Genomic DNA, 22193 nt, shown 5'->3' with positions numbered 1-22193 from the left:
ACTTGTATCACTCTTACCCTTCCAAGCGAACATAAGCAATAATAGGAATACGCACAAGTACATCTTCAGGTGGTCCATAAGAAGGAGATGTACGAACACTTACTGCCCCATCCGTCACAGATAAAAGAATACCTGCAACAATTTCAACAGCTGTCACAACTTGCACTAATTCACCAACATGGTTACGCAATTCATCAGTAAATAACATATATAAGTCTCCTTTCTTACACTTCTTTCATTGATATAATACTTGTAAATGGTAATAAAACTTCAGTTCCTATTCCTTCTTGCAGCGTTAAGAAATCGTTACCAACTGCTACAATAACACCTGTTAACTGTCCAACTGTCACAGTAATTTCTACATTTTTACCTAAATATTGCTTTGCAATTTCTTTAAAAGGTGATGTATTGCATTCTTTTAAAATGTTACAAATAATAGATTGAAATTGACTTGATTCTATAAACTCTTCCGTAGCTTGCTTAGAATTTCTTTGAATAAATCTCGCGAAGTTTTGCGAAAATAAAAGTCGTTCCACAGCAGGCAGTAACTTGTCATCTAAAAAATAGCCTAATTGTCTATTAAACAGTCGGGATAATTTATGCCAATATTTTCTGAAAAGACACATATGCTTCTCCTCCTATTATTTTTAAAGTATAAAATTTTACATCCATACATCTTAATTTATACAAAGCAGGCTTTTTTTGTGATAGGTAAGGCATACATTTTCTAAAAGAAATAATTGTTTCAGAGCATAAAAAAGATAGATGGTTTCCCATCTATCTCTTTGCTAATCTTTAATCTTTAATTTTTAATTGTCACAATGGCAGCTACGCCGTAATATACCGCTCTTGATAATTCTGCTTGTTCGGATATAGAAGCTGTAACAAGGGATCCACCACTTGCCGAAAAATATTTTGCAGCTTCTAACGGAATACCATCTTCTTTCACATCAATATGTGTTCCATCTTGCCAGTCTATTTTCTGCATTGTTGCTGAAAAGTCCCCAGTCACTTTACCAATTTCCTTACCATTCATCTCTAAAAATATCCATTCCCATTTTGTTAAACTTAGTACTTGTTTCAACTCTCCAATTTTCTTTCCATTTATACTATAAAATATATAGAAGTTACGCACGCCCATCTTCTTTTGAACACGCAGCAATCTTTCTCCCGATTGATTATATAAATAAAATTGTTGCTTATGTAGTCCCTTAAAAAGAAAAGAAAGTGCACCTTTCCATATACTTTGAATAACGGAATTATACTCTTCTTTTAAAAACCCTACTGCCTTGCCATCTAATCCAAAGTACGTTATTACTTGAAATACCCCTACCTCTCTACGAACAACGAACTTTTGTTGTTCAAATAATCTAGAGCTCCCTATATTACAATTGTCCTGTTTAAGCATTTTTGCTCTTCGTTTTTCTATAAAACTATATATTAGTAATCCAAACGCTGGTAGCAAAATACCTATTAATTTCAGGATTTTTTTATCTGAAGTGAATATTGTTCCTTTTTTATATTCCATAACTAATCCAATTACAACGATAATCCATACAATGATAGCTATAAACAAAGTTCGTTTCGCATTGCGTGCATGATGCTTATGTATACCCATAAACCTCCCCCTTTTCCATTTATTTCATTATCGCACCGCACATATATTTCCTCAATGCAAAAAAGACTATCCAAAAGGACAGTCTTTTACACTTCTATATTTCGTAACATTGTATAAATGTCGTTATTCACTTTACCAAACGATTTAATGTTGTTTTGAATGTTAGATAATAAAACGACATACACACTTCCGTTTTTACTAAATCCATTTAAGCAATTCCATCCTGGCATTACACCATGATTTGAATAACTTCCTGGGTCTACATACCAACCAAATCCGTAATCCTTTTTCACGGCCGTAAACATTTGATCATAGCTCTCTTTTGAAATTAACTTTCCAGAGAAGAGTGCTTCATTAAATAAATATAAATCATGTGCACTCGTATATATATCACCACAACCATATAGTTGTGACATACTTGGAATATTAGGTGTTGTCATATTGTTATTTACTATTTTATAACCTGTCGACGGAAACCTTGTTTGCTCTAACGCTTTACCGAAACCAGAATGTTTCATACCAGCTGTCGCAAAAATATGTTGTTTAATGTATTCTTCTAACGGTTGTCCACTTACCTTCTCAGCGATGTAGGCAAGTATCGAATAGTTCGAATCGGAATATTTCCATTTTTCTCCTGGACTTCCAACACGCTTTTGCTTTCCTATCCGTTTTATCAACTCTTCATGAGAGATATCTTCTGTTCCCTGCTCATATTCTGGAATCCCTGATGTATGTGTTAATAAATGTTTTAGCTGAATGCTATTACCTTGAGGAAAATCTGGAATATATTTTGCAACCGTGTCCTCTACTTGTAATTTATTTTGATCTTTTAATTGCATAATAGCAGTCGCTACAAATGCCTTTGAAATAGAGCCAATATAAAAGGTCGTTTCTGAATTATTCGGTACTTGCTTCTCTTTGTTCGCCATACCGTATCCTTTATTCAAAAGAACTTTTCCGTTCTTCACAATAACAGCTGTTCCACTAAATCCTGCGTTTTGTAAATATTGATCCAATTGAGCGTTTTCATTAATTTCTTGAGGCGGTCCTTCAGCAGGTTTCTCTATAACTTGCGCCTGTTTTATCTGTTCTTCCTGTTCTTCCTGTTCTTTTTGTTTTCTTTGTTTTTCAGCTTCTTGCCTTTTCATTTCTTCTTTCTTTTTTATCTCTTCTTGCTTCTTCATTTCTGCTGCTGCTTTTAAAGTTTCCTCTTTTTTATTATGCGCAACAATTTTTGTATACATGAAATATACAAGTGACAGTAGTAGGGCTAGAATGATTGTTCTTTTTATGTATACAATCGACCGATTTGCTTTCCCATTAACAGTATTTTTTTCCTGATCCATGATTACCTTTTTCCCCTTATTTACCGATAATTTAATTCATCTACACAAGACTTATTTCAAATCATTTTCGCAGATTATGGACACTCCATTTTATGTCATCACTACTGTATCACGCACCGAACATATTACCAACCTATATGTTCAAAAAAGAAAAAGAAAATTTATAAAAGTAAGATTCCCTTTAAAAAATTAACAAAAAAAGAGGATATCCTGTAAAAGACTGTTGTTATCAATCTTTTTGGATATCCTCTTATCTAACTATTTACACGTGTTTTTTCATATCATCGGCAACAGATTCAACGTTTGTGCCTACGATAACTTGTACACTTGTATTACTTAATTTCATAACACCTTTTGCACCTGCGCGTTTTAATGCCGGCTCATTTACTAAACCTGCATCTTTCACTTGTAAGCGTAGACGCGTTGCACAGTTATCAATAACTGTTAAATTGTCTTTTCCACCTAAAGCAGCTACATAAGTTTCACCAATTGAACCTGCAACTGGTGCGTCTCCATCTTCAACTAACTCATCATCATCATCTTCACGACCAGGAGTTTTTAAGTCGAACTTCTTAATTAAGAAGTAGAATACTACAAAGTAAATTGCTGCGTAAATTAAACCGATTCCAGCTAGTAACACTGGTTTTGTTGCAATACCAAAGTTTAAGAAGTAATCAATTGCACCGGCACTAAATGTGAAACCATCGTGAATGCCAAGTGATGTTGTTACGAATAAAGAAATACCTGTTAACACGGCATGAATACCATATAATAATGGTGATAAGAACATGAATGAGAATTCAATAGGTTCTGTAATACCAGTTAAGAATGAAGTTAATGCTAGACCACCTAACATCCCTGTAACCATTTTACGTTTTTCTGGTTTAGCAGCTGCAATCATTGCGAAACAAGCTGCTGGTAAACCGAACATCATAACTGGGAAGAAACCAGTCATAAACATACCTGCTGTTTTATCCCCTGCAAGGAAGCGAGCGATATCACCATTTACAACATTACCTGCTGCATTTGTAAAGTCACCAAATACGAACCAGAAGTATGTGTTCATTACATGGTGTAAACCAATTGGGATTAATAGACGGTTTAATAAACCAAATAGACCTGAACCAACTGCACCTAAATTAACAATTCCATGAGCCAGTGCATCAATACCATTTTGAATTGCCGGCCAAATTTGTGCGAATAGAATTCCTAATATTAGCATCACAACCGATGTAACAATCGGAACGAAACGTTTTCCAGCAAAGAAACCTAACCATTCTGGAAGTTTAATTTTATGGAATTTATTATAAAGGAACCCTGCTATAACACCGACAATAATACCACCTAAAACTTTCATATCCACTTTAGTCGATAATTCGGCTGCCTTAGATACTTGTGTCATTGTATCTGCAAGCTTAGATGGATCTACATTCGCGCTATTGCCTATTAAATCTTGGACTTTACCTAATTTATCTTGTAATTCTGCAGTAGAATATCCCTTACTAAGTGCATCAATACTGTTTTTCATAACAAGATAACCAATTGCACCTGCAAGACCTGCTGCACCACTACCATCAACTGAAAGACCTATTGCAATACCAATTGCAAAAATAAGTGCTAAATTATCAAAAACCGCTGCGCCGGCCTGTGCCATAACAGGAATATTAAATACATCTGGTTGCCCTAAACGAAGCAATAATCCTGCTGCTGGTAATACTGCGATTGGAAGCATTAACGCTTTACCAATACGTTGTAAAAACTGCAACATTTTAATTCCCCCTATCAAATTTATGAAATCGTTATCATTATAAGTACGCTTTAGAAAACGCTTTCTATTACATAACCATAATAACATATAGTTGTATAGATGTGTAGTTTTTATTTCCGAACTTTTTATGGATAAGTTTTCTATTTCCAAACTGTTATATAAAAGGAAAATTCTCCTTATTGAATACAAAATATACAGGCAAAAAAACTAATTATAGCACAGATAACTTTCGTTTTATCATTCCACTTTTTCATGTTATTATTTATTTCCGAGCATATCGGGAAAAGTAAACTAAGTTAATTCGAAATAGGAGCGTTGGTACTATGCAGTGCATTAAAACAAACAACTTACAACAGTTGTTAGAACAAGTAACACCATATACGAAAAAAGGAAAGCTTGCTACTTATATCCCCGAACTAGGCAATGCAAATCCAGATGATTTAGGTATTGCCATTTTCCATAAAGAGAAAGAATATGTCCATGCTGGCAACTCACAAACACTATTTACTCTTCAAAGTATTTCCAAAGTAATTACACTTGCACTTGCCCTTTTAGATCGTGGTGAAGAATATGTATTTTCTAAAGTTGGAATGGAGCCAACCGGTGACCCTTTCAATTCTATTATTAAGTTAGAAACGACAAGTCCTTCCAAACCTCTTAATCCAATGATTAATGCAGGAGCACTAGCTATTACAAGCATGTTAGCAGGAAAAGATAACGAAGAGAAAATGGAGCATATTCTTCATTTTGTACGTGAAATAACAGATAATCCTACTATTAATTATTCTTCTACAGTTGCTAATTCAGAATTAGAGACTGCTTACTTAAACCGTTCACTTTGTTACTATATGAAACAAAACGGAATTATCGATTGTGATATTGAAGAACTTATGGATTTATACACTCGTCAATGTGCAGTTGAAGTAAACTGTATCGATTTAGCACGTATTGGCTTAATTTTTGCAATGGATGGATATGATCCATATAAAAAGAAACAGATCATCCCTAAACATATTACGAAAATTTGTAAAACATTTATGGTTACTTGCGGGATGTATAATGAATCTGGTGAATTTGCAATTCGTGTTGGAATCCCTGCAAAAAGTGGTGTCGCGGGCGGCATTTTCGGCTGCGTAAAAGGCGAAATGGGAATCGGTATTTTCGGACCGGCTTTAGATGCAAACGGAAATAGTATCGCTGGTTTTAAAATTCTTGAATTACTTTCTGCCCAAGAAGGTTGGAGTATGTTTTAATTTAGAAGTTATCCTGCTATATTGGCAGGATTTTTTATTTCACAAAAAAACCCGTTCTACTAGGCTTCAACACAATTCAAAAAAACAGTAATAAAAGTTCTCTTTATTATGCATATTTGCTCCCCCCTCCTGAATAATATAGTACAACCTAGCGCTGTATGTGGAGGTGTAAAAGATGAAACTCATATTTCAAATGGAGAAACAACCTGTTCTCGAAAAAACAATTCTTCTTTTCATATTGAGTATTGTAGAAAGTTTGAAACTAAAAGTTGTTTCACTCGATGAAGCTCACCGATACATATTCAATTTAGAAGTGCTTGAACTATTAATGGATCGGAACATCGATGATCAAGTACTAGAACTTATTCATTTCGGAATGGGACTTGAAGACATTTACCATGTACTTCCCGAAGAACTTGAGCATAGTATTGAAGAGCTGAAATGGCTTTGTATTCAAGTTTTAAGTGAGTACAGTATGCATGATGATGAATGTGCACAACTAATTGAAGATATACGCTAAAAAGCACCTATACAGGTGCTTTTATTTTTTTAAACCTTTTGCACAAACATTGGATAATACTTACAAATTTTCATTACCGTGAAAAGATTTCACGTCGATATATGCAATTTCTTAGTGTATTTCCAAGGAAATACTCGAATACTGTTTTCTCTATCCTTCTTACAACAATTGATCAATTCCAATAAGAATTAATAACACACCTGCAATTATAGTTGCCCATTTCCCTAAGTATTCAGCTAAAAATCTTTTACCCACATACGTAAAACCGCTAATACAAATAAAACTAAAAATCCCAGAAATACATGCCGTAAGCCAAAGATTTAAATTTATTACTCCAGCATCAAATCCACCTGCAATATTATTTATGGATAATGCAACCCCTAAAACAATTGCTTCAGAAAAACTAATTGTTTTAGAACCATCAAAATCTGCTTTTTCTGGATCACGTAAAATCCCCATAAGTACACTACCATCTTTAGATCCTAGGGTATCTTGTTGACTCAAGAAAGGCTGACATAAAATAAACAACCCAATTATTCCTAAAACAATTGCTCCAATAAGGTTTGCTGTGAACTCTGAAATAAATAATGCGATCCAATTCCCAAAAAATCCAGCTAGTAAAGTAAATGAAAATCCAAAAAATGCGATGATAAAATTGTTGAACCACGAAATTCGAATTTTACGAATGCCATATGCAATCCCAACACCTGCATTATCTAAATTAGACGCAATCCCGATTAAAAAAATTGAAAATAAACCCGCTGTACTCATCGTACAGTCACCCCTTTCTCACTTTTCAATGCATATTATGAAAATGTTGAGCAACTGTGCCTGTCTGTTTCATATACTTGTAATAAATGCTCAACATTTTTTCAACGATAAACACTAGAAAAGGAGTGCCTACATTATGCCCAAGGAAAATCCAAATGAGCGGCTCGGTAAATTAATAAAGAAACTGTTAAAGGAGCGTGCTCTATCTATGCGCCAACTAGGAACACTGACAAATATTGATCCTGCAACAATTTCAAGAATAATTAATGGCAAACAACAACCGAAGCAAAATCATTTACAAAAATTCGCAAAATGTCTACAAGTTCCACCGCAATTATTACTTGATGAAATGTATCCTGACTCTCCACACATAAATAAGGAAAAAGCAGATATGTACACATCTCTCGATACAATTCAGCAAACATTACAATCCTCTAACCTATTCGACTTCGAGTACACAACAACTCGTGTGAAACAAGAACTTGAAAATTACGAGCGCTATGCTCAAACTACTGAAGGCGAAAAACGTATTCACGAGAGTTTCAAAAGTAAACTAGAACAAATTGATAGTGCCGGCCCTTTCATTGAACAATTAACAAGTATGTACCAACAATTTTGTACAGAAACCATTTCAAACGAAGAACGTGCAATTATTGGGGGTGCCTTACTATATTTCATTTTATCAACAGACATTATCCCCGATTATCTTTTTCCAATTGGCTATTTAGATGATGCCATTGCCGTTGAATTAGCTAAAGAGAAATTAATTGAAGTCAAACGAAGAACATAAACAGCATAACAAGCTATTTCAGATATTGAATTTATCCACCTCTGAAATAGTTACAAAAAAATCGTACAAGCATACTCACTCGCACGATTCAAAAATCAAACTATTTTCTTATTTTCTCGTATGACACCATTCATATATAAAAGCAGTAATTACTTTTGTAAATTCAATTAACTGCTCCACTTCAACTTTCTCATTTACAGAGTGTGCTTCTTCTAGTGTGCCTGGTCCATAAATAATCGCTGGAATGTGGAACTCACTAAACCAACCGCCATCAGTTACCGTTGCTGACATATCTAAAATTGCATTTTTAGATAAAATAGATTCATGTACTGAACTTAGAGTTTTTACAGCAACATGTCCGCTATCTACTTCTAAAGAAGGAAAAATTTCGCCACGATCCACAATCATTGATTCTCCGCCCCACTTAAATTGTGGTGGGTTCTCGCTTAACCATGGATCTGCTGCTGCCACTTTTCCTAAATACTCTTCTATTTCTTCTATTATTTTTTCATGCGTTTCATTTGGATAAAAATGTACGGTTATCCACAATCGGCACTCATCCGCAATAAATGCCGCATGACGTCCTCCTTCAATAACAGCTGGATTAATTGTAGTTGTTCCAGATGGATAGCCTTCATATGTTTTCATGACTGCCCAATGACGCTCTAATTCTTGTAAGCTTTGCACAATTTTCATCATTTTCTCAATCGCACTCGCTCCAAATAGACGTCCTCCAGCATGGATCATTTGTCTACGTGTTGCATCATGAAACGTTTGCGGGCTTTTCACAGTAATCCATCCAGTAATTACGCCGCCCTGTCCTTGCATATGTAAATCACTCGTATCCACTACTACTGCAAAATCAGCATCATAACCACGCTTACAACATTGAAGTGTCCCTGCTTCTCCTACTTCTTCGCCAATTACCGATTGAAAAATTAAATCCCCAGGTAATTCAATCCCCGCTTCTTCTAAAAGCTGAATAGCAAATAAGGCTCCAGCTAGTCCGCCTTTCATATCTGCCGCGCCTCTCCCAACTAACCAACCATCTGTTATAAACGGCTCAAACGGATTTGTTTCCCACGGCTCGTCCTTTGATACTTCTGCAACATCTATATGCCCATTAATAATGAGAGTTTTATGTGACTCACTTGCTGTCCCTTTTTTCACTCCAACAACATTCGGATCATTCGGATATACATCCCATTTATCAATACTAAAATTTCGTTTTTTTAGAAACTCTGCCACAAATTCTTGCGCCTCATTTGTATTTCTTGCTGGTGGTGCTGGTGTTTCAAAGCGAATTAAAGCTTTTGTAAGTTCTAGTAGCTCGTCTTTTCGTAAATCAATTTGTTTTAATAGCTGTGAAACTTCTTGATTCATTGCTAATTCCCCTTTGCATACGTAGTATGTTTCCAGCTTTATTTTCACAAAAAAAGAGACTGTTTACAATCTTACAGTCTCCAAATTAATCAATATTATAAAGTGAAACTATAATTAGTGGGGGGTGTTCATCCCCCACTAATTATTAGCCTTCACCAATCGGGCGTTTACGGGCAGTTGATCTCCCACCTAACTTCTTTGCTCCAGCCGAATTTTGAGGTGAGAGTTTTACTGCCCGTTAATTCGGGGTAAACTTTCTACTTCTGTTGTATTTGTCTTTTCAATATGTTCTACTTTACTTCCCTTATTTCTTGTAGCACGGTAAAACAGTAAGCAAATAATCATAAATGGAATACCACAATACAATGCCATTCTTTGTTCCGGAATAAAAGCCATGCCAACAATTACAGTTAAATTTAATACTAACGCAAGAATTGGAACAAATGGATACAGTGGTGTTTTAAATTTCAAATCCTTAATATCTCCGCCCTGCTTTAAGTATGTCCTTCTAGCTAATAGGTTAGATAAAGCAATAGATGCCCAAACTAATATCGCTCCGAACCCTGCAATTGAAAGAAGCCATAAATAAACTGTATCTTCCGCATAAATACCTGATAGTAATGAGAGACACCCTACAAACGTACTTACAATCAATGCATAAATAGGAACACCGTTTTTAGATAATTTACCAAAAATCGGGCTAATCATTCCTTGATTCGACATCGACCATAGCATACGGGAAGTTGCATATAATCCTGAATTCGCAACTGATAGTACAGCTGTAATAATAACGAAATTTATAATATCAGCCGCATAAGGAATACCAATTTTATCAAATACAACTACGAATGGACTTTCTATCACGCCTGCTTGCTGCCAAGGAAATAGTCCCGCAAGAATAAAAATAGATAGTACAAAGAAAATAAGTATGCGCCAAACTGTATTATTAATTGCCTTCGGGATCGTTTTCTCTGGATTTTCACTCTCACCAGCTGCAATACCAACTAGTTCTGTTCCTTGGAAGGAAAAATTAACTGCAATCATCGTAATTAAAATAGCCGATAATCCATTTGGGAATAATCCACCATAATCAGTAAAGCTAGAAAACATTGGTGCTGCTTCATTTCCTTTCATATCTAGAAAACCAAACATTGCCGCCCCGCCCAAAATAATAAATGCAATGATTGTAATTACTTTAATACTTGCAAACCAAAATTCAACTTCCGCAAAACTTCTTGAAGATAATGCATTAATAGCAAAGAGCAACACTGCAAACGCTACACACCAAATCCATGACGGTACATCAGGAAACCATCGTTTCATCAAAATACTAACTGCAATTAATTCAATACCTATCGTAGCAGACCAGTTTAGCCACGACATCCATCCCACTACATAACCCGCTGCAGGGGAAATGTGCTTTGTAGCATACGTTTGATAAGATCCTGCGTCAGGCATCGCAACCGCTAACTCTCCTAGACAGAGCATCGTTAAATACATAACAAACCCACCGACAAGATACGCTACAATTGCCCCTCCAGGTCCAGCTTCATGAATTGTATAACCCGATCCTAAAAAAAGTCCTGTACCAATAACTCCCCCGAGTGCAATCATAAATATGTGCCGACTTTTCAATTCCCTTTTTAATCCCTGGTTTTGATCCATCATATAAATCCCCCCTTTTCACTTAGCAAACCCTTTTAATGTAAGCGTTTTTAAAACCCTTCATAGTAAAAATTATTATTAAAAAGTGCAAAATACATATTACTACTATTAATCACTACCCGTTATTAAAAGGTCATCTCTCACTGTTATTAATAGTTTTTGATCAGCGATAGCTTGTCCTTCTACCACTTCTAAGGATTCGATATAACCACTGATTCCCACTTTAATTTCCACTTGCTGCTTATCTATTGTTTCAATTAACGCTAATTTCTCCCACTCATATACGTAAGAACTTTCAGTAACAAATAATTTCTCTACTTTCCCGTAACAAGGACTATACACGCCTTCTATAACCGTCTTCACTTTATAAATTCCTCCCTCTTATTAATTGGCACTGAAACGTTGCATAACCTATAAAGATTCCTAATCCCCCTACTCTTTAAATTTAGAGATCTCAACTACTATTCATGCAAAATACGTACCAACCTCAACACCTATGTAAAATTGGGATTTCTTACGAAAAAAATCTGCATAACCGCAAAATTTTTCTATCATTTGAAAAGTTTTAAGAGAAAATAGCAAAAAAATTTTGCGATTTTATGAGAATTTTAATAAAATTATAAAAAGTCAGTCTTCATAGGGTATAACGAGGAGAAGATAATACATGCATACAGAAGAAATCAATTTTAAAAAGATTATTGAAATGAATATGCTATATGAAACTTTACTAAATGAACTAGATATTGGGATTCATATTATTAATGAGGAAAGTAAAACGATTATCTATAACCGCAAAATGATGGACATTGAATCAATGGATCGTTCTGATGTGCTAGACAAAAATCCTTTAGAAGTATTTGCATTTGAAGAAAATAAAAATAGTACTCTTATAGAAGCATTAAAACTTGGAAAAACAAACAAAAATATAAAACAAACGTATTTTAACAATAAAGGACAAGAGATTACGACGATTAACGATACTTTTCCTATAATAGAAAATGGAAAAATTAAAGGCGCTATTGAAATTTCAAAAGAGATTAGTCATTTAAAGCAAACAATGAAAACGAACCTTTCTCGCAAACAAAATACTAAGTTTACCTTTGATCACATAATTGGTGATTCTAGAGCTATTCAATCGGTCATTGCAGAGGCAAAGAGAGTAATACGTACATCCTCCTCTATACTTATCATCGGAGAAACAGGGACTGGTAAAGAGCTATTTGCGCAGAGCATCCATAATGAAAGCCAGCGTTCAACAAAACCATTTATTTCGCAAAACTGTGCCGCTATACCAGAAACCTTAATGGAAAGTCTACTATTTGGTACAAATCGAGGTGCTTTTACAGGAGCAATAGATAAACCTGGTTTATTTGAAGAAGCAAACGGCGGGACTTTGTTATTAGATGAGATCAACTCATTAAGTCCAACACTTCAAGCTAAATTGCTGCGGGCTATACAAGAAAAAACAATACGAAGAATCGGAGGCACACAAGAAAAAGAAATTGATGTTCGTATTATAGCAACTATTAATGAAGATCCTCTTGAAGCCATAGCACACAATCGATTAAGACAAGACTTATATTACCGATTAAGCGTTGTTACTTTATGTCTTCCGCCTTTACGGGAACGAAAAGAAGATATTGCATATCTTGTTCAACACTTTATTGAAAAATACAATATCCAATTTGATCTTAGCGTAAAAGATGTAGATTTAAACGTAAATAACTTCTTCTATAAATACGATTGGCCTGGTAATGTGAGAGAACTAGAACATATAATTGAAGGCTCCATGAACTTAATAGAAGATGAAGATATCATTACAGCGTTCCATATGCCAACGCACTTTCGCGAACTAGCAAAAAAGGAACTCAATATGCAGACTCCGCTAACTAGTCACAATACTGATACGCCACAAAATTTAAAACGTATAATCGAAGAAATGGAAAAGAAATATATCCATCAAATTCTTAAAGAAAATAAAGGTAATATCTCACAAGCCGCAAAGTTTTTAGGATTGAGCAGACAAAACTTACAATATCGAATTAAAAAATTGCATTTACACATATAAAATGACTCTCTCCAAGTACAAGTAATAATTTGGAAAAACATGTTATAATATACATATAACATGCTAGAAAGGGGCTATATATGAGTAATGATAAAAAATTAAAGTTATTACAATACTTATACCTTCTCCCTGCCGTTCTATGTATGATGTTATTCATTAATGCTGATATGAGCAGCTTTCCTTATGCAAAGCTATTAGGCATAATTAGTGGCTCCTTTGCAGCTATTATGCTTGCTGCTTTTTGGAATTTGAAGCTACTTATGAAGAAAGAAAAATCTTCTTAATTTCAAAGTGCAAAAAAATCGAGCCTTATCAGCTCGATTTTTTTACTTATTATTAAAATTTAACATTCTCCAAGTACAACCCGCTCGCCTCAGCAAGACAATTAATTTGATTACGTTGTTTTTCCTCTAAAATGTTTGGAATTGCGTCCGCCTCTAATTGTCCTAATCCAACTTCAATTAATGCTCCAACAATTTTTCGCACCATGTTATGAAGGAATCCGTTACCACTTACTCTAATTTGTACAAATCCTGATTCTTCGAAAACATCAAGTGTATACACTTCTCGAACCATAGATTTTTTCTTAGACTTTGCATTTGAAAAAGCAGTGAAGTCATGTGAACCAATTAAATGTTTCGCAGCTTCTTTCATGCTTTTCACATTTAATTGTTTATTCACGTGCATGCTGTATTTACGCATAAATGGGTTCGTATGCTCTTCATTCCAAATTTTATACAGATATGTTTTTGCTTTAGAATTGTAACGAGCGTGGAAACGATCTGGTACTTCTTCTACACTCGTAATACTAATATCATTTGGTAAATATTGATTTAAATACTTTTTCACTTTATGTTCTACTAACTTCTCATCACTTTGAAAGTTAGCTACTTGATTCAAAGCGTGTACACCAGCATCCGTTCTACTACAGCCGATAATTTCAGTTTCTTTTCCGACCATTTCAGATATTATGCTTTCGATTTTTCCTTGAATCGTATTGTCATTGTTACCAAGACGTTGCCACCCTTTATATCGTGCACCGTCATACTGAATTGTTAATTTATAATTGTTCATTGTATTCTCCTTGCCTTTAATAGGCTAAAAATATAATCCCTCATACAACTTTGCCATATGAGGGAACTATAACATATTGTTACTTCATTCCAAAAGGAATACAGTAATCTATTTACTAATTACGATTCGTTTGAATCCAAGAATCTCCTAAATATGTTTTAATTTTTAACCAACCAAATGATGTTGTAGATTCTTCAACTACAAATACTGTTTGTGGTGCAAAACTGCCGATTGCTCTACCTAAAGGTTGGTCAAATGCTGTAAACGCATTTGGGACGTAGTAATAAGACCCTTGTGGCGCAATCCATTTTTCTCCAACATCAGCCTTAATTTTCTTCCAACCATTTTCTCCTTGTTGAAGTACTCTTACAGATTGAGCTGAAAATTTCACACCGTGATGCATGTACTTCGGTTCATTGTATGCATAAAAATCACGATTAATATGTTCCACGTGTGGGTAACGAACAATCCACTTCGGTCCTAAATACGTATTAATTAAAGACCAACCGTTTTCTTTTGTCTGCAAAATATTAACCGTTTGTGGAGCGAACCAAGCATCTGGATTTTTAGCTTCAGGGCTACTGTATGCAGCGAAATTCTGCTTCATTATTTGCGGCATTCCATTTACACTTGTCCACTTCTGCCCCAAATATGTATCAATTAAAATTTCACCTCTCAGTGTACCATCACGTGCAATAACAGTTTGAGGACCAAATACGTACTTCGCACTGTCCATATTAATCCAATCAAAAGCTTCAAAAGTCCGATTAATTTCTACTTGAGCACCCTCAGGCGCAATAAATCCGCCACTAATCTTCCACCATCCATTAGGATGTCGATTTGTAACATAAACCATTTCTCCTGGCTGCAGTTCTTTTTTCACAGGTGAATTAAAACTGCGGCTTTCATATACTTTTAATGTTTTTGTTGTTTCATACGATTCCGCATATGCAGAAGTTGCGAATAAAGAAACGATTCCAAAGACAAATAACGCCAACCATTTTTTCATAAATCTTCTCCCTTTTAGCTTATTTTCTATAGCAAAATCGCTATAATACATACATATTGTAATTTATTAAAGCGTAGTGGTCTATACAATCTTAATACTGTATATTTTTACAAACTCATTTCGAATTTAGAAAGAAAAACTCATATACTCTCTACAGAAAATATGTATATTGATTATGTAACGTGATAAGTAATTACCTTGAATCTAGCTGCTAATATAACAAAAAATGTTGATGCAGTTAACTACATCAACATTTTTAATCCTTCTTATTTCAACTTTAATCTAACTACATTCTCCACATGAGCTGTATGTGGGAACATATCAACTGGTTGTACATATTCCACTTCATAACTCTTCATTAATGCGTTCACATCACGTGCTAATGAGGATGGATTACAAGATACGTAAACAACTCTTTTCGGCTTTACTTTTAAAATCGTTTCCAGTAATTTATCATCGCAACCTGTACGCGGTGGATCGACAACAATGACATCTGGACGCCATCCTTCTTTTACCCACTTTGGTAACCATTGTTCCGCTTTACCAGCTTCATACTTTGCATTTGTGAATCCGTGGCGTTTTGCATTTTTCTTTGCATCTTCAATCGCTTCTGGAATTACATCCATACCACGTACTTCCGCTGCATCATTCGCAAGCCAAAGTCCAATTGTACCGACACCGCAATACGCATCCACAATCTTCTCGTTTCCTGTTAAAGCAGCTGCTTTTTTCGCTTCATCGTATAAAACAACCGTTTGTTCTGGATTTAATTGGAAGAATGCGCGTGCTGATAATTCAAATGATAAATCACCTAGTGTTTCTTGAATTACTTCTTTTCCAGCTAATTTAAATGTTTTATCACCAAAAATAACAGATGTTTTACGCCAGTTTACGTTTTGCATAATTGATTTAACACTTGGCATTTGTTTTTGTACTTCTGCGATAAATTGATCTTTATTTGGTAATTCTTCTTTTGTTGTAATAAGTGTGACTTGCACTTCCCCTGTTTGAACTGCAGTACGTGTCACAATTGTGCGTACTAAACCTTTTTGTTTTTTCTCATTGTAAATAGAAACATTTAATTTTTCTAATATACGTCTTACAACTTTTGTCGCTTCATTCGTTGCTTTATGTTGAATCATACAATGAGAAATATCAATTAACTGATGTGAGTTTTGCTTATATAACCCTGTAATAACCTTTTCGTCTTTACGCCCCACTTGCAATTGACTTTTATTACGATAATGCCATGGATTTTCCATACCAAGCGTCGGACGAATTTTCTCTTCTAGACTGTCATTCATATACTTCTCGAATGCCTGTACAACGATATCACGCTTTTGATTTAATTGTTCTTTATAATCTAAGTGCTGCAATTGACAGCCACCACACTCCTCATATACTGAACATGGTGCTTTCACACGGTGTGGTGATGATTTACGAACTTTTTTCACTTTCGCTTCAGCGAAGCCACGCTGAATTTTCGTTGCTTCAGCAACAACTTCTTCTCCTGGTAATGCCCCTGGAATGAAAACAACTTGTCTCTTAAAATAACCAACGCCTTCTCCGTTAATCCCAAGACGTTTAATTGTCACAGGAAACGTTTGACCAACTTCCAACTTACTCTCTTGTTGCTCTTGTATCATTATTACACCTCTACTCTATACTTTTCCATAAATATAACGCTGCATAACTGCAATATGGTTCACACTCTTGTTTCACTTTTTCTAAAAATGCATCATCAGGCTTATTATCTAATTGAAATACACCTTGAAGTGCACGCCTAATCCCGATATCTGCTTCTGGAAACATGTTTTTCCGGCCAAGCCCAAACATTAAAAAGTTTTGCACTGTCCATGCTCCAATACCCCTTATTGGTAACAATTGTGCCGATACTTCTTCTTCTGTTTCGTTTTCTATCCTTGCTAAATCTAATTTACCGTCTGCAATATGTTTTGCTAATCCTACTATATATTCGGCTTTTCGCTGACTAAACTTCTGCTCTCTCAATTCCTCTATTGAAATATTCGCTACTCTTTCTGGTGTTGGGAAAAAGAAAACGCCGTTCTTCTCTGTCCCATATCGTTTTACAAATTGATCTGTTAGCACCGTAGCAAATTTCAAATTTATTTGTTGATGAATAATACAACGAAGAAGACAAGCGAAATAATCAAATTCTAATATAATTGGAGTATAAGCATATGTTTCAAACAGTGGACGTAATGATGTGTTTAAAAAATGATCTTGTATATTTTGAAACGGTTCATTCCAGTGAAAAATGGATCTCATTCGTTTCATTACTTTCTCTTGATCTCCTGCCTGACTAGAAATCCAAAACTGTGGATTTTGAACAGTACCAATCCCTTGCAAACGAACAACAATTTGTTCTTCGTCTATAAAAAGCGGGACATAAATTACTTTCTCGTCTAATTGAATGACGTTTAACGGGTCGAAAGCTAAACGCTTTAGCACTTCTTCAAAATGGTACGGATATTCTAACGTAACATGTTCGCTCCACATACGTTTCCCCATCCTTTTTACACATCATTATAGCATGAGAAAACCGCAAGCATACATGCTTACGGTTGATTGCTTTTTACTAAATCATCTAGGCTTTTAAAATGATACCCTTTCTCGCGCAAATCATCAATGATTTTCGCAAGTGCTTCTGCATTATCTTTTGATATTGCATGAAGTAACAAAACAGATCCTGGATGAATCATAGTCATTACATTATTATGAGCGTATTGCCATCCTCTTTGCTGATCTACTTTCCAATCAAGAAATGCAAGCGACCAAAACACGTTATAATATCCCATTTCTTTCGTAAGAGCTAACGTTCTTTCGCTAAATACACCTCGCGGAGGGCGTACATATTTCACTTCTTTTTGCCCTGTTACTTTTTTAATCTCTTCCGTTACGCTCGTTAATTCTTCACGAAGTTTTGCATCATTTACTGTTGTAAAATCTGGATGACTCCAAGAATGATTACCAATAATATGTCCTTCATTTTTCATTCTTAATAATAAATCTTTTTGTGTTTTTATATAATGTCCCGTCACAAAGAAAGTTGCTGGTACTTTTTTCTCCTTTAATACATCTAAAATCTTTCCTGTGTATCCATTTTCGTATCCATTATCAAATGTTAAATAAATATCTTTTTTCTTCGTATCTCCTAAATAAAACCCACCATTTTTTTGTATTAATTCTGTATATAGTTTCCCTGCATCTGGCACCGTTTCATTTTTAGGACGTGGGATTCCCCAGTTATGTGGTGTATTCGTATAAGCAAATGTTGAAACTGGAACAAGTGCCATCATAATTGAAAAAATGAGACCTATATATAACCATTTATATTTCATAAATAGTCTCCTTTCCATATATAATCGTACCTGTAGTTTCTGTTTCCCTGCTTTCTTTCATGCTGAACATGATTTTCTATATATACCAAAAAAATGCACCTCGAATAATTCGAGATGCATTTCTCTTTACTTAAATACAGGTTCTTTAAAGCTCGCCAATTTTTCAAGTGATGTTTTATCAACATCAGCATGTAGACTTTTACCATGAGAATCCATCGTTACAACTGCTTTAAAACCATCGATACGTAAATGCCACATTGCCTCTGGGATACCGAATTGTAAGAAATCAACATCTTTCACTTCTTTAATACATTCAGCATAATATTGTGCTGCACCACCAATTGCATTTAAGTACACACCACCGTGTTCCTCTAAAGCTGCTAATGTTTTAGCACCCATACCGCCTTTACCAATCACAGCACGAATACCGAACTTTTTCATAATATCGCCTTGATATGGCTCTTCACGAATGCTTGTCGTTGGACCTGCCGCTTTAATTTGCCAATTGTCATTCTCATCTTTCACTACAACTGGACCGCAGTGATAAATAATTTGTCCCTTTAAATCTACTGGACAATCGTTATCCATTAAATGTTTATGAATCGCATCACGTCCTGTATACATCATGCCGTTAATTGTAACAACATCACCAACACGAAGTTCACGAATTTGCTCTTCTGTAATTGGAGCTTGTAATACGATTTCACGCTGCTCTGTTTGTTCTTGCGCAGCATCTTGCTGAAGTGTATCTTCACCTTCCTGGTACAACCAATCCATAATTTCACCTGTTTCAGGATGAATTGTTACACCAAGACGACGATATGCCCAACAATTATATGCAACAGATACGTAGAAGCTCGCTGGCAAACGATTATATACTCCAACTTTGCAACCTAATAAAGTTGTTTCTCCGCCAAATCCCATCGTACCAATGCCAAGCTTATTTGCATTCTCTAATACGTACTCTTCAAGCTTTTGTAATTCTGGAACTGAATTTACATCATCTAATGTACGGAATAATTGATTTTTTGCTAATTCGTAACCTGATGTGCGGTCTCCCCCGATACCGACGCCGATTACCCCAGCGCTACACCCTTGCCCTTGCGCTTGATATACTGCATGAAGAAGGCATTTACGAATTCCTTCTAAATCACGCCCAGCTCGTCCAAGTCCTTCTATTTCACAAGGCAAGCTATATTGAATATTTTTGTTCTCACAGCCCCCGCCCTTTAAAATTAAACGTGCATCAATGTAATCTTTTTCCCATTGTTCAAACTTAATAACAGGTGTACCTGGTCCTAAATTATTTCCGCTATTGTCTCCAAAAAGAGAATCAACAGAGTTTGGACGAAGTTTACCATCTTTTGTCGCCCGCTCAAGCGCACTATAGATAGCTTCCTTCAGTTTTAATTGATTCACACCAACTGGTGTATAAATTTTAAACGTTGGCATCCCTGTATCTTGGCAAATTGGCGAGATATTATCATCTGCCATTTTAATATTATTCGTAATTGTGCCAAGTGCCATCGCCGAACGAGTTCCTGCATTTTCTCGTTCTTTCGCTTGTTGAATTGCGCGACGAACATCTTTCGGTAAGTTCGTTGACGTTTCAACAATTAGTTGATACATGCTTTCTTGAAGCTTTTCCATTGTTACTTCCCCCTCAATTGTGAACGCTACCAAAACGTTATGAAATGAAAATTCCATTGTTATACTCTTCAGCTGTTTATTTATCCCGCATTAACGGGCAGTAAGACTCCCACCTCAAAATTCAGGTGGAGCAAAGAAGTTAGGTGGGAGATCAACTGCCCGTAAACGCCCGATTGGTTCAACTAATACTCAGTGGGGAATGACCCCCACTGAGTAAAGTTTCACTTTATTTCACGCCATTAAAGGTTAAATGAAATTTTTCACAACTTGATTATACCTTTTTTTCTATATTCCTTCTATTATCCGTACAGAAAAAGGCTGCCAATTTTGTAGTGGCAGCCTTTTTAATATATTATTCGTCTTTTTTAAATTGCTCACATTTCAGTTCTAATTCATCTAACATTGCAAGAAGACGATCTACATCTTCTAATTCTACCTCTTCTGGTTCAATCGTATCAATTACTTCAATGAACATATTTAAACGTTTTTTCAAATATACTAGTTGTGAATCTTTATCTTGAATTGCTTTTCCCATGAAGGCACTCTCCTTTTAATTCGAGTTGCTTTTATTATACCGCAAAAATGATGGATATGGGCATGTAATTTCATCAAATTTGTCGCAGTAATTCATTATAATGTAAGCCCTCTCTCTTTTTTCACAAAAAAGTTTCACTTTATAAAAAGCACATATTCTTCTATTATAGAGAATGGACAAATTGTTATTTCAATAGTCAAAGGAGTATTTCATATGACGATATCACAAATAATGAAGCCGATTACTCCTTCTTACGATCCATGGGAAGCGTATATGGACCTTGAAGAGTACGGCAAACTACTATTAACAAACGTTGAGTTTACAACGACGACGTTATGCAATATGCGTTGCGAGCATTGCGCTGTTGGTTACACATTACAGCCGAAAGATCCAAATCCGCTTCCGATGGAGCTTTTATTAAAACGATTAGATGAGATTCCTTATCTGCGTTCTTTAAGTATTACAGGCGGAGAACCTATGCTTTCAAAAAAATCCGTCGACAACTATGTAACACCACTCTTAAAATACGCCCATGAACGAGGCGTTCGCACTCAAATCAACTCAAACTTAACTATAGATTTAGCACGTTACGAACAAATTATTCCCTACTTAGATGTATTGCACATTTCACATAACTGGGGAACAATCGATGACTTCGTTGAAGGCGGATTTGCAATGATGGAGCGTAAACCTACTTATGAACAGCGCGCTAAATTATTTGAAAGAATGATTACAAATAGTAAAGCTCTATCAGAGGCAGGTGTACTCGTATCAGCCGAAACTATGTTAAACAAACGAACTCTACCACATATTGAACATATTCACCGTCAAATCGTTGAAGAAATGGGCTGTAAACGTCATGAAGTGCACCCAATGTATCCGAGTGACTTCGCTAGCACACTTGAAATTTTAACAAAAGAAGAAATTCGAAATGCAATTGAACATTTATTAGAGATCCGTGATGAAAATGTATGGATGTTATTTGGAACATTACCTTTCTATGCATGTAGTGATGATGAACGTGATTTATACACATTGAAGAGATTACATGAAAGTAAAAATGTAACTGTCCGCAATGATCCAGATGGTCGTTCTCGTTTGAACGTAAATATTTTCGATGGAAATATTATCGTGACCGATTTCGGTGATGTCCCGCTTCTAGGTAATGTACAAACAAATACACTACAAGAAGCTTACGACAAATGGTGTGACTCAAAAACAGCAAAATCATTAAGTTGCCATTGTCCTGCCGTGAAATGCCTTGGACCAAATGTTCTTGTAAAAAATAGCTACTATCCAAAAGAAGATTTCTTATCAAAAACATCAAACATTATGTTATAAAGTGAAACTTTAATCAGTGGGGTTTTATTCATCCCCCACC

22 protein-coding genes are annotated in these 22193 nt (G+C 35.3%); 6 read left to right on the top strand and 16 right to left on the bottom strand.

Annotation, left to right across the window (positions count from 1 at the left end; all coding sequences use genetic code 11):
• Window positions 1-13: 13 nt before the first annotated feature.
• The 5 genes from MHI07_RS02395 to nagE form a co-directional block, all read right to left on the bottom strand.
• On the bottom strand, window positions 14-208 hold the full coding sequence (locus tag MHI07_RS02395) for a hypothetical protein (protein ID WP_002029614.1): 195 nt from the start codon (window positions 206-208) through the stop codon (window positions 14-16).
• Between the two features lie 16 nt (window positions 209-224).
• Window positions 225-626 (bottom strand): DUF2642 domain-containing protein, encoded by a 402-nt coding sequence (locus MHI07_RS02390; RefSeq protein ID WP_088077384.1) that lies wholly within the window; start codon window positions 624-626, stop codon window positions 225-227.
• 176 nt (window positions 627-802) lie between these two features.
• Window positions 803-1618: a sugar ABC transporter ATP-binding protein gene (locus MHI07_RS02385; protein WP_340821757.1), complete on the bottom strand. Its 816-nt coding sequence runs from the start codon at window positions 1616-1618 to the stop codon at window positions 803-805.
• Window positions 1619-1704: 86 nt separating this feature from the next.
• Window positions 1705-2964: a serine hydrolase domain-containing protein gene (locus MHI07_RS02380; protein WP_340821754.1), complete on the bottom strand. Its 1260-nt coding sequence runs from the start codon at window positions 2962-2964 to the stop codon at window positions 1705-1707.
• A 262-nt stretch (window positions 2965-3226) separates the two neighbouring features.
• Complete coding sequence (gene nagE / locus MHI07_RS02375) at window positions 3227-4732, bottom strand: N-acetylglucosamine-specific PTS transporter subunit IIBC (protein ID WP_002159393.1); 1506 nt, start codon at window positions 4730-4732, stop codon at window positions 3227-3229.
• A 323-nt stretch (window positions 4733-5055) separates the two neighbouring features.
• Between nagE and glsA the strand changes: the two genes are divergently transcribed.
• Together glsA and MHI07_RS02365 are read left to right on the top strand one after the other, a co-directional pair.
• Window positions 5056-5985 (top strand): glutaminase A, encoded by a 930-nt coding sequence (gene glsA, locus MHI07_RS02370; RefSeq protein ID WP_002159394.1) that lies wholly within the window; start codon window positions 5056-5058, stop codon window positions 5983-5985.
• Window positions 5986-6160: 175 nt separating this feature from the next.
• Window positions 6161-6505 (top strand): DUF3969 family protein, encoded by a 345-nt coding sequence (locus MHI07_RS02365; RefSeq protein WP_002091149.1) that lies wholly within the window; start codon window positions 6161-6163, stop codon window positions 6503-6505.
• Between the two features lie 159 nt (window positions 6506-6664).
• Here MHI07_RS02365 and MHI07_RS02360 read toward each other — a convergent pair whose 3' ends face one another.
• Window positions 6665-7276: a manganese efflux pump gene (locus MHI07_RS02360; RefSeq protein WP_340821751.1), complete on the bottom strand. Its 612-nt coding sequence runs from the start codon at window positions 7274-7276 to the stop codon at window positions 6665-6667.
• A gap of 136 nt (window positions 7277-7412) precedes the next feature.
• Between MHI07_RS02360 and MHI07_RS02355 the strand changes: the two genes are divergently transcribed.
• A complete protein-coding gene (locus tag MHI07_RS02355) occupies window positions 7413-8066 on the top strand; it encodes a helix-turn-helix domain-containing protein (protein WP_002159397.1) in 654 nt (217 codons plus the stop codon).
• A 108-nt stretch (window positions 8067-8174) separates the two neighbouring features.
• Here MHI07_RS02355 and MHI07_RS02350 read toward each other — a convergent pair whose 3' ends face one another.
• The 3 genes from MHI07_RS02350 to MHI07_RS02340 all read right to left on the bottom strand — a co-directional run bounded on the left by MHI07_RS02350 (window position 8175) and on the right by MHI07_RS02340 (window position 11477).
• Window positions 8175-9497 (bottom strand): acetylornithine deacetylase, encoded by a 1323-nt coding sequence (locus MHI07_RS02350; RefSeq protein WP_340821748.1) that lies wholly within the window; start codon window positions 9495-9497, stop codon window positions 8175-8177.
• 180 nt (window positions 9498-9677) lie between these two features.
• Window positions 9678-11117, bottom strand: a complete 1440-nt coding sequence (locus MHI07_RS02345; protein ID WP_340821745.1) for an amino acid permease — start codon at window positions 11115-11117, stop codon at window positions 9678-9680.
• Between the two features lie 105 nt (window positions 11118-11222).
• Window positions 11223-11477: a biotin/lipoyl-containing protein gene (locus MHI07_RS02340; RefSeq protein WP_002010281.1), complete on the bottom strand. Its 255-nt coding sequence runs from the start codon at window positions 11475-11477 to the stop codon at window positions 11223-11225.
• A 301-nt stretch (window positions 11478-11778) separates the two neighbouring features.
• Here MHI07_RS02340 and MHI07_RS02335 point away from each other — a divergent pair, with 301 nt between their 5' ends.
• Together MHI07_RS02335 and MHI07_RS02330 are read left to right on the top strand one after the other, a co-directional pair.
• Complete coding sequence (locus tag MHI07_RS02335) at window positions 11779-13182, top strand: sigma-54 interaction domain-containing protein (protein WP_002159400.1); 1404 nt, start codon at window positions 11779-11781, stop codon at window positions 13180-13182.
• An 80-nt stretch (window positions 13183-13262) separates the two neighbouring features.
• The gene (locus MHI07_RS02330; RefSeq protein WP_078180145.1) at window positions 13263-13466 is read left to right on the top strand and encodes a hypothetical protein; all 204 of its coding nucleotides are present in this window, start codon (window positions 13263-13265) and stop codon (window positions 13464-13466) included.
• A 52-nt stretch (window positions 13467-13518) separates the two neighbouring features.
• Here the strand turns inward: MHI07_RS02330 and truA are convergent, their stop codons facing one another.
• The 7 genes from truA to MHI07_RS02295 form a co-directional block, all read right to left on the bottom strand.
• Window positions 13519-14256 (bottom strand): tRNA pseudouridine(38-40) synthase TruA, encoded by a 738-nt coding sequence (gene truA, locus MHI07_RS02325; protein ID WP_002113777.1) that lies wholly within the window; start codon window positions 14254-14256, stop codon window positions 13519-13521.
• Between the two features lie 115 nt (window positions 14257-14371).
• A complete protein-coding gene (locus tag MHI07_RS02320) occupies window positions 14372-15265 on the bottom strand; it encodes an S-layer protein (RefSeq protein ID WP_340821743.1) in 894 nt (297 codons plus the stop codon).
• A 266-nt stretch (window positions 15266-15531) separates the two neighbouring features.
• Entirely contained in the window at window positions 15532-16911 is a 1380-nt protein-coding gene (rlmD, locus tag MHI07_RS02315; RefSeq protein WP_340821741.1) for a 23S rRNA (uracil(1939)-C(5))-methyltransferase RlmD, read from the bottom strand.
• Between the two features lie 10 nt (window positions 16912-16921).
• On the bottom strand, window positions 16922-17785 hold the full coding sequence (locus tag MHI07_RS02310; RefSeq protein ID WP_002113774.1) for a DNA-3-methyladenine glycosylase family protein: 864 nt from the start codon (window positions 17783-17785) through the stop codon (window positions 16922-16924).
• Window positions 17786-17844: 59 nt separating this feature from the next.
• Window positions 17845-18627 carry a delta-lactam-biosynthetic de-N-acetylase gene (gene pdaA / locus MHI07_RS02305; RefSeq protein WP_016097025.1) on the bottom strand — a complete coding sequence of 261 codons (783 nt, stop codon included), beginning with the start codon at window positions 18625-18627 and terminating at the stop codon, window positions 17845-17847.
• 126 nt (window positions 18628-18753) lie between these two features.
• The gene (fumA, locus tag MHI07_RS02300) at window positions 18754-20277 is read right to left on the bottom strand and encodes a class I fumarate hydratase (RefSeq protein ID WP_087945984.1); all 1524 of its coding nucleotides are present in this window, start codon (window positions 20275-20277) and stop codon (window positions 18754-18756) included.
• 352 nt (window positions 20278-20629) lie between these two features.
• Entirely contained in the window at window positions 20630-20812 is a 183-nt protein-coding gene (locus MHI07_RS02295) for an SE1561 family protein (RefSeq protein WP_002091170.1), read from the bottom strand.
• Window positions 20813-21025: 213 nt separating this feature from the next.
• Between MHI07_RS02295 and yfkAB the strand changes: the two genes are divergently transcribed.
• Window positions 21026-22153: a radical SAM/CxCxxxxC motif protein YfkAB gene (gene yfkAB / locus MHI07_RS02290; RefSeq protein WP_002113768.1), complete on the top strand. Its 1128-nt coding sequence runs from the start codon at window positions 21026-21028 to the stop codon at window positions 22151-22153.
• Window positions 22154-22193: the final 40 nt, after the last annotated feature.

The sequence above is a fragment of the Bacillus sp. FSL H8-0545 genome (assembly GCF_038006105.1).
In the GTDB taxonomy this organism is placed as follows: domain Bacteria; phylum Bacillota; class Bacilli; order Bacillales; family Bacillaceae_G; genus Bacillus_A; species Bacillus_A cereus_U.
Note: the sequence above shows the minus strand (reverse complement) of the source record. Positions and strands in the feature narration are given on the sequence as shown.

Excerpts from the sequence above, each read along its gene's own strand:
- MHI07_RS02395 (WP_002029614.1), bottom strand. The coding sequence starts at position 208 with ATGTTATTTACTGATGAATTGCGTAACCATGTTGGTGAATTAGTGCAA.
- MHI07_RS02390 (WP_088077384.1), bottom strand. The coding sequence starts at position 626 with ATGTGTCTTTTCAGAAAATATTGGCATAAATTATCCCGACTGTTTAAT.
- MHI07_RS02385 (WP_340821757.1), bottom strand. The coding sequence starts at position 1,618 with ATGGGTATACATAAGCATCATGCACGCAATGCGAAACGAACTTTGTTT.
- MHI07_RS02380 (WP_340821754.1), bottom strand. The coding sequence starts at position 2,964 with ATGGATCAGGAAAAAAATACTGTTAATGGGAAAGCAAATCGGTCGATT.
- nagE (WP_002159393.1), bottom strand. The coding sequence starts at position 4,732 with ATGTTGCAGTTTTTACAACGTATTGGTAAAGCGTTAATGCTTCCAATC.
- glsA (WP_002159394.1), top strand. The coding sequence starts at position 5,056 with ATGCAGTGCATTAAAACAAACAACTTACAACAGTTGTTAGAACAAGTA.
- MHI07_RS02365 (WP_002091149.1), top strand. The coding sequence starts at position 6,161 with ATGAAACTCATATTTCAAATGGAGAAACAACCTGTTCTCGAAAAAACA.
- MHI07_RS02360 (WP_340821751.1), bottom strand. The coding sequence starts at position 7,276 with ATGAGTACAGCGGGTTTATTTTCAATTTTTTTAATCGGGATTGCGTCT.
- MHI07_RS02355 (WP_002159397.1), top strand. The coding sequence starts at position 7,413 with ATGCCCAAGGAAAATCCAAATGAGCGGCTCGGTAAATTAATAAAGAAA.
- MHI07_RS02345 (WP_340821745.1), bottom strand. The coding sequence starts at position 11,117 with ATGATGGATCAAAACCAGGGATTAAAAAGGGAATTGAAAAGTCGGCAC.
- MHI07_RS02335 (WP_002159400.1), top strand. The coding sequence starts at position 11,779 with ATGCATACAGAAGAAATCAATTTTAAAAAGATTATTGAAATGAATATG.
- MHI07_RS02330 (WP_078180145.1), top strand. The coding sequence starts at position 13,263 with ATGAGTAATGATAAAAAATTAAAGTTATTACAATACTTATACCTTCTC.
- truA (WP_002113777.1), bottom strand. The coding sequence starts at position 14,256 with ATGAACAATTATAAATTAACAATTCAGTATGACGGTGCACGATATAAA.
- MHI07_RS02320 (WP_340821743.1), bottom strand. The coding sequence starts at position 15,265 with ATGAAAAAATGGTTGGCGTTATTTGTCTTTGGAATCGTTTCTTTATTC.
- rlmD (WP_340821741.1), bottom strand. The coding sequence starts at position 16,911 with ATGATACAAGAGCAACAAGAGAGTAAGTTGGAAGTTGGTCAAACGTTT.
- MHI07_RS02310 (WP_002113774.1), bottom strand. The coding sequence starts at position 17,785 with ATGTGGAGCGAACATGTTACGTTAGAATATCCGTACCATTTTGAAGAA.
- pdaA (WP_016097025.1), bottom strand. The coding sequence starts at position 18,627 with ATGAAATATAAATGGTTATATATAGGTCTCATTTTTTCAATTATGATG.
- fumA (WP_087945984.1), bottom strand. The coding sequence starts at position 20,277 with ATGGAAAAGCTTCAAGAAAGCATGTATCAACTAATTGTTGAAACGTCA.
- MHI07_RS02295 (WP_002091170.1), bottom strand. The coding sequence starts at position 20,812 with ATGGGAAAAGCAATTCAAGATAAAGATTCACAACTAGTATATTTGAAA.
- yfkAB (WP_002113768.1), top strand. The coding sequence starts at position 21,026 with ATGACGATATCACAAATAATGAAGCCGATTACTCCTTCTTACGATCCA.